Source organism: Paenibacillus xylanilyticus (assembly GCF_009664365.1).
Classification (GTDB): domain Bacteria; phylum Bacillota; class Bacilli; order Paenibacillales; family Paenibacillaceae; genus Paenibacillus; species Paenibacillus xylanilyticus_A.
Genome location: NZ_CP044310.1, coordinates 420,538 through 433,773, shown reverse-complemented (window position 1 = coordinate 433,773; position 13,236 = coordinate 420,538). Strand labels below are relative to the sequence as shown.

The 13,236-nt window shown below is 49.2% G+C and carries 13 protein-coding genes; 7 read left to right on the top strand and 6 right to left on the bottom strand.

Annotated elements, in window-relative coordinates; all coding sequences use genetic code 11:
* The first annotated feature begins 167 nt into the window (after positions 1–167).
* The gene (locus F4V51_RS02090) at positions 168–2,000 is read left to right on the top strand and encodes a bifunctional diguanylate cyclase/phosphohydrolase (protein ID WP_153976649.1); all 1,833 of its coding nucleotides are present in this window, start codon (positions 168–170) and stop codon (positions 1,998–2,000) included.
* Positions 2,001–2,145: 145 nt separating this feature from the next.
* Here F4V51_RS02090 and F4V51_RS28780 read toward each other — a convergent pair whose 3' ends face one another.
* The gene (locus tag F4V51_RS28780; protein ID WP_167301679.1) at positions 2,146–2,313 is read right to left on the bottom strand and encodes a hypothetical protein; all 168 of its coding nucleotides are present in this window, start codon (positions 2,311–2,313) and stop codon (positions 2,146–2,148) included.
* 288 nt (positions 2,314–2,601) lie between these two features.
* On the opposite strand from F4V51_RS28780, the gene F4V51_RS02085 reads away from it, so the two are divergent.
* From F4V51_RS02085 to F4V51_RS02070, 4 genes are all read left to right on the top strand, one after another.
* Entirely contained in the window at positions 2,602–3,432 is an 831-nt protein-coding gene (locus tag F4V51_RS02085; protein WP_153976648.1) for a sensor histidine kinase, read from the top strand.
* A 1-nt stretch (position 3,433) separates the two neighbouring features.
* The gene (locus F4V51_RS02080) at positions 3,434–4,090 is read left to right on the top strand and encodes a response regulator (protein WP_153976647.1); all 657 of its coding nucleotides are present in this window, start codon (positions 3,434–3,436) and stop codon (positions 4,088–4,090) included.
* Between the two features lie 179 nt (positions 4,091–4,269).
* Complete coding sequence (locus tag F4V51_RS02075; RefSeq protein ID WP_153976646.1) at positions 4,270–5,964, top strand: copper resistance CopC/CopD family protein; 1,695 nt, start codon at positions 4,270–4,272, stop codon at positions 5,962–5,964.
* A 31-nt stretch (positions 5,965–5,995) separates the two neighbouring features.
* On the top strand, positions 5,996–6,778 hold the full coding sequence (locus F4V51_RS02070) for a YcnI family copper-binding membrane protein (protein ID WP_236146677.1): 783 nt from the start codon (positions 5,996–5,998) through the stop codon (positions 6,776–6,778).
* Between the two features lie 108 nt (positions 6,779–6,886).
* Here the strand turns inward: F4V51_RS02070 and F4V51_RS02065 are convergent, their stop codons facing one another.
* The 4 genes from F4V51_RS02065 to F4V51_RS02050 form a co-directional block, all read right to left on the bottom strand.
* A complete protein-coding gene (locus F4V51_RS02065) occupies positions 6,887–7,159 on the bottom strand; it encodes a hypothetical protein (protein ID WP_153976645.1) in 273 nt (90 codons plus the stop codon).
* Between the two features lie 56 nt (positions 7,160–7,215).
* Positions 7,216–8,508 (bottom strand): Tle-like phospholipase domain-containing protein, encoded by a 1,293-nt coding sequence (locus F4V51_RS02060; RefSeq protein ID WP_193724557.1) that lies wholly within the window; start codon positions 8,506–8,508, stop codon positions 7,216–7,218.
* Between the two features lie 33 nt (positions 8,509–8,541).
* A complete protein-coding gene (locus F4V51_RS02055; RefSeq protein WP_153976644.1) occupies positions 8,542–8,823 on the bottom strand; it encodes a hypothetical protein in 282 nt (93 codons plus the stop codon).
* A 332-nt stretch (positions 8,824–9,155) separates the two neighbouring features.
* Entirely contained in the window at positions 9,156–10,412 is a 1,257-nt protein-coding gene (locus F4V51_RS02050; protein WP_153980525.1) for a DUF445 domain-containing protein, read from the bottom strand.
* Between the two features lie 362 nt (positions 10,413–10,774).
* Between F4V51_RS02050 and F4V51_RS02045 the strand changes: the two genes are divergently transcribed.
* Positions 10,775–11,602, top strand: coding sequence for an aldo/keto reductase (locus tag F4V51_RS02045; protein WP_323131799.1), 828 nt, complete (start codon positions 10,775–10,777; stop codon positions 11,600–11,602).
* A gap of 108 nt (positions 11,603–11,710) precedes the next feature.
* Here the strand turns inward: F4V51_RS02045 and F4V51_RS02040 are convergent, their stop codons facing one another.
* A complete protein-coding gene (locus F4V51_RS02040; RefSeq protein WP_095291624.1) occupies positions 11,711–12,169 on the bottom strand; it encodes a cupin domain-containing protein in 459 nt (152 codons plus the stop codon).
* 212 nt (positions 12,170–12,381) lie between these two features.
* Here F4V51_RS02040 and F4V51_RS02035 point away from each other — a divergent pair, with 212 nt between their 5' ends.
* Entirely contained in the window at positions 12,382–13,233 is an 852-nt protein-coding gene (locus F4V51_RS02035; protein ID WP_153976642.1) for a helix-turn-helix transcriptional regulator, read from the top strand.
* The last annotated feature ends 3 nt before the right edge of the window (positions 13,234–13,236 follow it).

Genomic DNA, 13,236 nt, shown 5'->3' with positions numbered 1-13,236 from the left:
CAAGCTGGGCGGCTAGTACATACTTTGCCAACCAAGACAAACAGGCTGCCAGCGGCCTGTTTTTTCTTTCTGGATTTTTACCAGGTAACTTGTTATGTTATACATCTATATGGTATGAACCGATATCTATACATCAAGAGCCGACTAAACCAAGCAGGAGAATTTGTATGAACTTTATTCGTAATCTTATCCATAAAGCAGACCGAAGCAGCATGTATGTTGTTTTGCTGTGCTGTGCAGGCATCGGTATTTTTCTGTATATGAACAAGTTGTCTTATCTGCACCTCTCCACAGAGGAATGGGTAATGGTCTACACCATGCTGGGTGCCGCGCTGATTCTGGATTACTTCACCTTTCAGATCCCACCGAAGGGTAATCAGCAATCCATGGACTCTTCCGTGTATCTGGCCTGTATCTTCATGTTCGGCGGTGCATTCAGCCTGTCTGTGCTCCTGCCCGTTTCCCTCATATTATTAATCAAGGATCGCAAGCTTGCCTGGTGGAAACACATTGTTAATTTCAGCATTTACAGCCTTATGATTGCGGGAGCCGCTTCCATATTCACCTGGACAGGCGGTGTTCCAGGAGCGCTGGACGGGTATAATCTGTTTCCTTATTTTGCAGCTCTGGGCGCATACTTTATCATTAATACGATCACGCTGGGCTTATTCTTTCATTTCTCCACCAAGGATGCTCTCCAGCAGATGAAACGTGCGTTCGTGACCGAGTCGCTGCTCGTCTATCTATGTACACTGATTCTGGCGTTAGTGCTGACGATACTGGTCATTCATAACGGCATTCTGGGCTTGCTGCTCTACTTGAGTCTCAGCATTCTGTTATCTCACGCGTTCAAGCAGCTGTTCCTGATGTACCAGAGCATTGAAGAAAAGGCAAATACCGATCAACGAACCGGTCTCTTTAACCACAGCCACTTCGAGAACATGCTGGAAAATGAGCTGGCATCTGCCCGTGCAGCAGGAACCCCGCTCTCCTTGGGGCTAATCGATATTGATGATTTCAAAAAGTATAATGACCGCTTCGGTCACCTGCAGGGTGACAGTCTGCTTGCTCTGCTAGGAGAATTTCTAAACCGCAAGACGGAGGGTACCCAAGTCACTGCTTTTCGTTATGGCGGGGAAGAATTCACACTGCTCATGCCAGGCATGGAGCTCGACGAGGCTTATACCTTTATGAACAAACTGCGCAAGCAGCTGAACGATACTCCTTTTGAAGGAGTCGAGGTGTTCCCGCACGGCTGTCTCTCCTTCTCCGCAGGGGTCGCAAGATACCAGGTCGATATGTACAATAAATCACAGCTTGTGGACCAAGCTGACAAGGCGCTCTATTATGCCAAAAAACAAGGTAAAAACAATGTCCATCGTCATGGCAGCAATGACGGCATGGAACATGAAATTGACCTGGTGCAGGATGTGCGGGATATCGAGCAACAGCTGAACCTGTTCAGGTACAAGGATATCGACACATTCAAACACTCCAAAAGAGTATATAAATATGCCCTCGATCTCAGTGAGCTGCTGGAACTCGACAATGCGGAGAAACGGCGGTTTGTACTGGGTGCCTTGATTCATGATATCGGTAAACTGGAGATTCCGTGGTCCATCCTGAACAAAAAGGAAAAGCTTACCGCAGAGGAATGGGAAACGATTAAAGGACATGTCACCTGGGGCAAAAAAATGGTGATGACCAACGAACGTTTCAACGATCTGATCCCGTATATTGAATTGCATCATGAGCGGTTTGACGGCAAAGGATATCCCTACGGTTTAAGAGACCGTGAAATTCCCCGCTTGTGCCGAATGCTGACTGTCATTGATTCATTCGACGCGATGACCACCGAACGACCTTATCAGAAAACCAAAACGGTGGATGAAGCGATCAACGAACTGCGGGCATGTGCAGGCTCCCAATTCGATCCTGAGCTGGCGGAGCTTTTCATCCGTTACATTCAGAAGAAGACAGCACAGCAGCTGTTATCCTAACGCACGATAACGTAAGGCTGTCCACCACTATATCCCTATATAATGCCAAAGCGCTACCCCCGGTTCATTGGGGATAGCGCCATTTTCATTTTCATCACTGGGTCAATCTTGGAATTCAGAACAGTTCTTAACGAACCAATTCCAATTAACGGGTGGTGTTCAGCTCATGTGAAGTTTGATGCAGCTCTTTGATCATCTGCTGCAAAAACATGTTATCCTGGCGACTGATTCCGTGCTGATTGTCTTGAAGAAGCATCTGATGAATATTCTTCTTGAGCAACTCACTACGACGTTCCAATACCTCTTGATTCATGTTGTTGCGTTCACTCCTTAACATGGTTTGTCATGAATTCACGTTCTATATAAGTATAAAGAACCTTCCGCCTGAGGGAAAACAGGCACAGCTCCCCTCTCCCGTATACATGCACCCTCACACTCCGTGACATTCTGTCACGACATGTCGTTCTTAGATATCCTTCTATATACTCCCGTATCCACCTATACATCCTCCGAGACCAACAGACTAGGTGCATGAGACAGGTTGGGTTATAATGGGGCATAGATTCGTACCAAGAGTCGATATTAAAGGAGTTCTGGATGCATGTCCTACAAACAAATCAAGTGGATGATCCTGCTGATTCCCACACTAACCGTTGGCCTCTGGGAATACATACGTCATCAATTTTTAATGCCCTACCTCTCCATGGATGCAGGGAATTGGCTCACTCCCGTAATCGTATACCTTGTCAGCGTAACGCTGCTGAGCCGTCTGTTCAAGATGTTGGAAGGTGCAAGAGCTGCACTGGAACAGGAACGTGCCTCCAAGGCAGCCCTTGAGGCCAGGGACCAGCTGGCTCGCGAGCTCCACGACGGAATTGCGCAATCCCTCTTTCTCTTGTCTGTCAAAACTGACAAAGCCGAGCGTGCTATGGCCGGCACCGGGCACGAACATGAAATTCAGGAAATCCGCAAGACCGTACACGAAGTAAATGCCTATGTCCGGCAGGCCATCGCCCAGCTGCGATATGTGCCCAGCCATACCGCCATGCCTACGGGAGTTTCACTTCAAGGACAGGTCGAATCCCTAACGCAGGAAACGATACCTGGAGCCCAGGTTCATTGGGAACTGGACAGTCATTTTTTTACGCCAAAAGAACAAGTTGAGCTCCTCTCCTGTATTCGGGAAGCTCTGATTAACGTACGCAAACACGCGCAGGCCTCCCATGTTCAAGTGGAAGCGGAGGGCAACTCTCTCTCCTGGTCTGTTCGCATTCAGGATAACGGCGTAGGTGTCAGTGGTGATCCACTGCATCTTAAGGACCGATATGGACTGCGGATTACGAAGGAACGTGCCATTCAGATGGGCTGGTCCTTTTCCCTGGATTCCAAACCGGGCCTAACACGAATGACGATAGGTAAGGGGGATGCTTAATATGGAACATGTACGTGTACTGATTGTGGATGACCACGCCCATGCACGCGAAGCGATATGCAGTATTTTATCGGAAGACAGCCTATTTGAAGTCATTGGTACGGCATCAAATGGACAGGAAGCACTGGAACTGACCGAACAGTGGATGCCAGATCTTATTCTGATGGACGTGCAGATGCCCGATATGGATGGTCTCGAGGCCACCCGGCTGATCAAGCTCCGCTATCCTTACGTGATCATCGTTATGGTGACGGTCTCCGACGATGTAACGTATCTGTTCGAAGCACTGAAACAGGGTGCACAGGGTTATTTGCTCAAAAACCTGTCCCCCTCCACCTGGCTGGAATATCTACGCGCAATCGTCTCGGACGATGCACCGCTCAGCAAGGAGCTGGCATACCGGATTTTGCAGGAGTTCCCCGCGCCTCGAAGTGAAGATGTGCCGGATAACCCGCTTACCACGCGGGAGTTAGAGATTCTGCAGTGGGTATCCGCCGGTTATACCAACCGCGAAATAGCAGACCAGCTCGGCATTTCCGATCAAACGGTGAAGAATCATCTCAAAAATATTTTGCAGAAGCTGCAGCTCGAAAACCGTGTTCAGCTGACCCGCTACGCCCTTGAAAGCGGACTGGCCGGACGAAAACTGCGCAAGTAGCAAGCATTCATGCTTTTGTCACAATTCTTGGAATATAATCGTTTTTTTATAGCCCGATGTAGTCATACGCCGTTATTTTGGACAAAGTTATAATGGTATAGATTGTTATCGGCATCCGAAGAATAACTACAATTCTATAACCTGAGGGTGATGTTTTTTTGAGTTTAGGACGTTTTACGATGAGATGGGACAAACGGCACTGGGCCGTAATGATTTCACTGCTGCTCATGTGTTGTCTGGTTATGCCGCAATGGGCTTCAGCCCATGCTTATATTGTTCAGGCCTCGCCAGGGGAGGACGAGCTGATAGCCACCGCGCCAGAACGCTTGACACTGGAATTCAATGAATCGCTGCAAACGGCCTTCTATGATATTAAAATTACCGCACCTGACGGCACACAAGCGGATGACGGCAGCGTGCAGATAGATGCCGAGCGTCCTCACGTGCTTGAAACGGGGCTGCGCAGCGGGCTTGGCAACGGTACATATGCCGTCAGCTGGAAAGCCGTGTCGGCCGATGGCCATCCCATTCAGGGAGCCTATGTATTCCATATCGGTGAACCGTCAGGTGCCCCTGCGGGTCTGGCGGATCTGGCCTCCGGTACTGGTCAAACGGGCGGTCCAATCAAATGGATACTGTCGCTGACCGATTGGATTCAATATCTTGCATTGTCTGTCATCCTGGGCACGCTCGCCTTCCTGCTCTTCCGGATTGCTCCGTCCTCTATGGTAAGAGAACCCATGGAGGTGCCAGGCAGCTATAAGCTGTTATGGATCAGCTATGCCGCAGCTTCTGTTGCTGCAATCATCAGTTTGCCGCTGAACACCATTTACGAGTCAGGGGTGGCTATCCATGAATTCAGCTGGGCACTGATGGGCAGTGCCTTGAAGCTAACGTCGTTTGGCCTCATATGGATGGCACAGATGCTCATTCTGATGCTGCTTGCAGTCACAATCCTGTCAGGATATGACCGGGATCGCTCATTGAAGATCCGCCTCTGGTCATCTTATGGTTCACTGGTACTTGTACTGGGATGGCTGCTCACGCATGCTATGACAGGTCATCCTGCCGCAGCCGAGCAGCGCGGACTTGCCATAACCATGGACTACGTCCACCTGATTGCAGCAGCATTCTGGATTGGTGCCCTGACGGCCATGGCGGTTTGTCTGCCTCCACTGGCTGACAAGCTTCCTCCGAAGGTACGAGGAGAGGTGTATTGGGGAGCGATCCGCCGGTTTGCAGCTTGGGGCATTGGTGCTGTGGCCGCTCTGGTTGCTACAGGGATCTATAGCAGTCTGATCATTTTACCCAAACCTGTACTGACCTCCCTGTTCACCACCACCTATGGTTATGTGCTGCTCGCGAAGATCGTTTTGCTGCTGGTAATGATCGCATTCGCATGGCGGCATGCCCGAACGGCCAGACAGGGCAAGGGTACCCGACTGGCTGGCAGTCTCAAAGCAGAGCTCGCGACAGGTGCCGTTGTGCTGGCGCTGGCTGCTGTACTTACCCATCTGTCCCCCGGACAGCCTGAAGCCGCTGGTCCGTTCAAGGAAGTACAAACGACAGAGGATGGCTCAGCGATCACGCTCCAGGTCAGCCCTAATGTCACTGGTGAGAATCAGTTCGAGGTTGGTGTAAAAGCACCTGACGGCAGCGTAGTCAATGATCTGGAGCAGATCACCTTAACGCTGACCCACCTGGATATGGATATGGGAATTTATGAAATCACCATTCCCAAAAACGATACAGGCGTGTATCAAGCAGAAGAGTACATCTCCATGCCTGGACGATGGAGCATCAAGGTTCACCTGTTGACTCGATCCCTCGATTCACTGGATACCGAGTTCGAGATCAACACAGCGAATCCATAATTTTTCTAGAAAAAGAGAGGGGTTATTTATTTTGAAAAGAACATCCTGGACTTCCAAACTTACATCCACTATAGCGGCAGGTGCTGCAGCGCTCATGCTGTTCGCCGGCTTCGCGAGTGCTCACGTTACTGTCAGCCCGGCGGCTGCACAGACTGGAGCATGGCAGACGTACACGATCAAGATCCCTTCCGAGAAGGATCTGCCAACAACCAAGATCACGATGAAGGTTCCGGAAGGTGTAGCATTCAAGCAATATCAGCCACTGGCTGGATGGAAAATCACCACGGAGAAAAACAGCTCGAACGAAGTAACATCGATTACCTGGGAAGTGGATGGAGATAACGAGGGGATCCTCGCCGGACAATTCCAGCAATTTAACTTTGTCGCACAAAATCCGGATACAGCAACGGAAGTCGCCTGGGACGCATTCCAATACTATAGCGATGGCAGTATCGTAGAGTGGACAGGCCAGCCTAATGACAGCACACCTCACAGCATTACGGCTATTAGCGAAGATCCTGCAGCTGCAGGCAATCAAGCCGCAGCGGGTGGCCATGACAGCGCAGGTACAGCTGGCAATGCAAGCGATGACGAAGCAGCCGCTGGAGATAACAATGCTGCAGACGATACCAAGGCTGACGATGATACCACGCTCGGTGATGCATTGAACGACACGGTTACAGGTGAGCCGAATAATACGGACTCAGATCCGGGTACATTGAAGCTGCAGCAGGCCACACTGATCGTATCCATTCTGGCACTGATTATGTCCTTCCTGGGCATTGCACTCGCCACACGCCGCAAAAAGAAATAATACACAGTCTTTAAATATAGTTGAGCGTAACAAAAGAGCCCTGGCAGATATGCCAAGGCTCTTTCTTGTAAGATCAGATTTCCCATTCTTCGTTTTCAACGTTTACGATTAACGTTCCTGATCCGTCTGAATCATGATCTCAATATATTGCAGCAAGCTCTGCTTCTGCTGTTCTATTGAATGGATTCGACTGGACAGCCCTGCGAAGAATCCTTCAATCTGCTGCCTGGTGTAGTCAGCCGACTGACCCTTCCAGTCATTCAGCCGCGCATACAGGGCTCTGGCTTCCTGCTCATCTGCCTGCAGGCGGGCCAGCAGCCGTGTAAGCTCCTTCTCCGCAATTCGAAGGTCATTCAGTTCCACCAGCAATTGTCCGCTCATGCTTATCCCCTCCCCTTATGTACATATCATTATCGATCTCCTGGCTGCTCCGGTGTTTAATTAAAATGAACCGGACTCTCATCCGCCTGGCGGAAGGCATCTGCCTTCTGATCAATGAAGTCGAGGAATTGACTCGTATGCTTCATATGCCATGTACTTAATTCGTTAATGGACGCATCAAGCTGGGTTACAATAGGTTCCAGTCTGCGACTGCGGCTGGTATGCAGATATTGAGCCATGCGGCTGCGCACCTGATTGAGCTCAGCGTTGCACTGCTGTGCATTTTGCTTCCAACGGGAAGCGACGCTCTTCAGTTCTTCCGGCGTTACCTGAATCAGACCGGAAGCGGCCCCCATTGCAGCCATGTTTCTGGTCAAGTTGCTTGCTTGCGCCCCTATATTTCGCATGAAGGCAGCGAGATCCAACAAAGCATTCGACGGCTGACGTGGAGAATATCCCACCTTCTCACCTGTGACCGGATCGTACAAATCATTGGAGATATAACCATTCTCGAACTGATATTGTTTCAGGTCATGGTATTCCTTTCCGCCAAATGTATTGTTAATCTTATCCATCATACTCATGCTGTCATTCATGTCTTTGTAGTTGGAATTGATGTAATACATGGACCCAACATGACGATCATACCCTCCGAAAAAACCACTTGCTACAAAATCTCCTGGATGCCCATAGTTAATAATCTGATCATCAAATCCACCTTCCTCCGCCTTTCGTTTCATCTCTGGCGTGAGGCTTGAGATCACGGAAGGTGCACTGAACGTAACTGCCGGAAGCCCTGTATATGCAGCCGCATATTGTGCATTTCCTCCTCCGAGCGAATGTCCCGTCAATGAGAAATCCAAATTTTTGTATTTATTCTGCATGTCTTTGGCATAGTCTTCGGCTTCATACATTTGGTTAGGACCTATGCTGAATGTCTTATCCAGCTTTTTATCCAGTTCCCCCACAGCATTCTCCACGGTGGTTATACCTGTCACATCCCTGACTTTCTGGATTCCACTAGATAACCAATCGGGTGTGATGTCCGTGCTCTGCTCAATCTTCCTTCCCAGCTCCGGAATGGCAATCTGTCCATCCGCGTAAAAGTCACGGCCTTTTCGATCCCATCCGGCACTTCCCTCTGTGCCCCGATAAGCAATGACAGCCTGTTCGGTTTCCGGGTTATAAAATGTCACGGCATCGAATCCGGAGTAGGAATTACCATGCGTATCTTCGAGAACCTGCCAGCCAGGCAGATTCGCATACTCCGTGCCCGCTTTTGCATTTTCATAAGCCAGTTCGGACATTAAACGATATGTTTCATCATCAATTTTTTGCGCGTCCCCCACACTGCTTCACCTCCAAAAAGAATCATTGGACTTCTATTTTTCATAAGGGTCATAGCCTTTAGCTATAATCGCTTCCTTGATGGCAGGACTCATGCCAAAATTTTTCATCTTTTTCTCGTTATAATCATATGAGATCGTAAACTCCTGATCCTCATGCTCGGCCACATGTCCCTCCAGCGCGATGGAGTCCAGCGCCATCTCAGGTAGCAATTCCTTATTTGTAATAACGACGTTCAACTCAAACTTATCTTTAAAATACTTTATTGCTTCTGTCTCCGCCTCAGTAAAATAGGCTTGTTTTTCACTTTCCTTCATGTTTTGACACCCTCCCAGAATACAAGCAGATAATATGGTTAATAAGCATAAACATGATAATTTGCGTATCCACCGCACGATGATCACCTTCTCTTTGATTTTCATTCATTCAATTTAATGTTGTTAACTGCATCATAGTACAAAATCAACATGCCTACATCGGCTCACGGCATCGTTTTTATATAACTTTCCTCCTAAATGGTTCCAGCAAAGGATTCGGGTTACATTACCCCATTTCCTGATTTTTGCAACAATTTTGCGGTATTTGCGCAGACACGCAAAATAGAGCTGCCCATATAGGGGCAGCCCTCCAATTTACTAAGCTTACGATCTTATTCCAGTACCATCCGCAGGGCAGTTAGCGCAATACCGATAACGAACCCGGTCACGGCGCCGTTAATCCGAATCCATTGGAGATCCTGGCCTACCTTGTCCTCAATCAATGAGATTAATGAGGCATTATCCATTTTATCAACATTTTCACGGACCAGATTACCGATCTTGGAATGGTTCTTCTCCAGCAGCGTTGTTACGCCTTCGACAATCTTGGCATTCATGCCATCCAGCAATGCACGGTCTGAGCGCAGATCGGACAATACCCGTTCAATGGCAGGGAGCGCATACGTCTCCACATACTTTCCATCCTCCATAGCGGTGAGTGCTCTATCCCGCAGTTCGGTAAGCTTGTTCAGCACGGTTTCTTCCGCGTTCCAGCTGTCCAGCAGGCTGTCTTTCCAGCCGTTCAATCCGCCGCGAACACTTTCGTTCAAGGCAAGACGCACCGCTTGAGTTCGAACCAGACCTAACACCTTATATCGGAGGGCACTTCCCTCACGCTTCATATCTTCTACCTGGTCAAACAAATATCCCTGCAGGATGCTGCCAAGCTTCTCCTCATTCATATAGCCAAGGAAGGCATTCATGGCAAATTGCATAAGGCCATTCATCTGAATGCCACTTATTGCCTTCATGCCGCTCTCACCCAGAAACGTGATGGTCTCCGGCTTCACCAGCCACTCTTCCGCCTGCTTCAAGCCGTAGTCCAGCGCCTTCGTGTCATATCCACGTTCACTCAATTGAATGGACGCCCGTTCCAGGATCGGTCCAAGGTCGAAAGCCCCGGCCTGTGATTTGATCTCGCTCGCAACCAGCGGCGCTATCTGCTCCAGCGGCAGCCCAGCCAGAATACGTTTGCACAGCGTGTCGATCATTGTTTTGACGCCATCATTGTGAAGTTCACGTGACATGATGTCGAGCACCGTTTCCGCTGCCTTGAAACCGGCAATTTTCTCGGTAATGCTGTCTTTGTTGAGCAGATTGTTCTCCACCGCAGAAACAAGGCCCTCCGTCATCTTATCCCGGTTCTTCGGCAGCAAGGCCGTATGCGGAATCGGAATGCCGAGCGGGTGTCGGAACAATGCCGTTACAGCGAACCAGTCGGCAAGCCCCCCTACCAATCCCGCTTCAAATGAACCCACCAGCAGCTTGCCTACAACACTGCCCTGAAACGGCAATGAAGCGGCAAAACCTGCCCCCATTACGACGAGTGACCAGGCTGCTGCCTTTTTGGTTTGTTTAGGTTTAGCCATCATTCTTGCTCCTTTATCATTAATCGCACATCTGATCCCAATTGGTTCCGTCCGTGCATATTCCGTTCTTTTTTCGAATGTGAATATTCCAAGGCCGTTAATTAGCACTTTACTTTTCATTATTTTCGCTTCCACATCGCGTATACTTCATCTTATCACCCGCAAGCACCAAAACCAAACCTCCAGCTGCCAAAAAAGAGCAAAAGAGACTGATTTTCCGTAAAATTGCTGCCTATCTTTTTCCTTTCCCAAGGGCTTTTAGTATAATCAGGAAAGATGGCCTATCATATACGATTGGCTGCCTTGCAGCAGGGTAATTACATAGTGGGACAATTGAAGGAACAGGGGAGGAAATTCGGATCATGAAAAACGTGCAGGACACAACGACACTCTATAACGGAGTCAAAATGCCTTGGCTGGGTTTTGGCGTATTCAAAGTGAAAGATGGAGAAGAAGTGGTTGAAGCCGTCAAAACGGCCATTCAGGCAGGTTATCGCAGCATCGATACAGCCAAAGCCTACAACAACGAGACCGGTGTAGCCCAAGGTATTCGTGAATCCGGAGTTGCCCGCGAGGATCTGTTCATTACCACCAAAGTATGGAACAGCGACCAAGGCTATGAATCAACATTGGCCGCCTTCGAAGCCAGCATGGAACGACTCGAACTTGAATATCTGGACCTCTATTTGATTCACTGGCCAGTCAAGGGCAAATACAAGGATACATGGAGAGCACTGGAGAAACTGCACCGGGAAGGACGCATTCGCGCTATAGGCGTAAGCAACTTCCAGATTCACCATCTGGAGGATCTGATGACGGATGCCACCATCAAACCTGCTGTGAATCAGGTCGAGCTTCACCCGCTGCTGATTCAATCGGAGCTCCGGGACTACTGCAGTAAACACCAGATCCAGATTGAGGCCTGGTCTCCACTCGGCCAAGGGAATCTGCTGGAGCACCAACTTCTTCAGGATATTGCAGCGAAGTACGGCAAATCCCCCGCACAGGTCATTTTGCGCTGGGATCTTCAAAACGGCATCGTAACCATACCAAAATCCGTTACACCACAGCGTATTCGAGAGAATGCTGATCTATATGATTTTGAACTGACTTCGGATGAGATTGAACAGATTAATGGACTGAACGAAAACAAACGCTTCGGTTCGGATCCGGATAACTTTAACTTTTAAGCTCAGTCATTTAGACAAGCTTCATGAATAAGAGAAAAACCAAAAAAATCCCGATTTGAATGCATCTGCATCCGAATCGGGATTTTGCCATTCAATTGCTGTAACCGATCAGCCTTTGGAAACCAGCTTGAAATCATCATAGTGGAAACCTGGCGCAACCACACACGTTACCAGCACAGGCTCGTCGCCCAGCGGACGTGCCGTTTGCCATACCCCGGCCGGAACAAGTACCTGCGGCGATTGCCCTGCAGCAAGATCCATGCCGAGTACGAGCACTTCCTCATTCCCAGGGTTTTCCCCTTTGCCACCCAGTTTCAATTCAATTGGACTTCCGCTGTGCCACAACCACAGCTCATCGGACAAAACGGTGTGCCACTCGGAAATTTCATGCGGGTGCAGCAGGAAGTACGTCGAGCTTGCGGAGAATCTTGGACCCGAATAAGCTTCCGGCAGAACGGATTGCGGGATTTGATAAGAAGCCTTCCATACTTCCTTATACCAACCGCCTTCAACGTGGGGCTGCATATCCAGCGCAGCAACCAGAGGCGATAATTCATGTGTCGTCATAACCTGTTTCCTTCCTTCCAAATCATATTGGAGACCCTCTTCCAGAGTTTGGCCTCACTCTCCCTACTGTAAAACATCGCTGTTCGTTTGTCACCCTTGGAACCCGTGCATTCCATTTAAACGAAATTTTTGATAGCGTTTACAACAAACTGGATTTTCCGTTATGATATGGATATAAACGTAAATCAGACGAAGTCGAAGGGAGCCTGATCATGAGTATGATTGAGGATCGAATCGGACCCAAATATCGCATTGGGGAAAATTCATTCACCATTGAATACATGCGCAGACATGAAGGCAATGCCATGCCTCAGCCTCACGCTCATCCATTTTACGAGCTGTATTACCTGCTTGAAGGAGAACGGGTGTATTCCATGAACGGCCAGCTCCTGACCGCGAGAAAAGGTGATCTGATCCTCATTAATCCGCATGATGTACATACAACGTCCAGAGGAAACAAGCCCGGATTCGAACGAATTCTTATCGGCTTCTCTCCTTCGTTTGCCACCGGGATGGAACTCGGTGTGTGCGGTCTGCTCCCTTTCGAACGATCAAGACTGCTTCGCTTCCCCGAATCCGAGCAGCAAGAGATGGAACGCATGCTATGGCAGATGCTGCGCGAATGCAAGGAGCGCCGCCCTCACTATGAGATGGTTGTAAGAAGCCTGCTTGCTCAGCTTCTGATTCATATCTATCGGGTAGAAGAGAATAGTCGCCTGATGTCACCCGGCCCAATTCACCCGATGCAGGATAAAATCGGCGAGATTGCCGCTTATGTGAACAGACATTACAACGAACCGCTTACCCTGGAGGATGCGGCAGCCCGTTTCTATATCAGCCCGTCCTATCTGAGCCGGATGTTCAGCCGATTTACCGGTTTTCGCTTCAGTGAATATTTACGGGTCGTGCGAGTGCGGGAAGCGCAGCGGCGGCTATTGTCCACCCAAGAGCGGGTGCAGTTGATCGCGGAGAAGGTCGGGTTTGAGCACACGGCTCATTTCAACAAAACATTCAAGCAGGTGACCGGAACCACCCCTTTGCGCTATCGAAAAGAGCATCGCTAATAC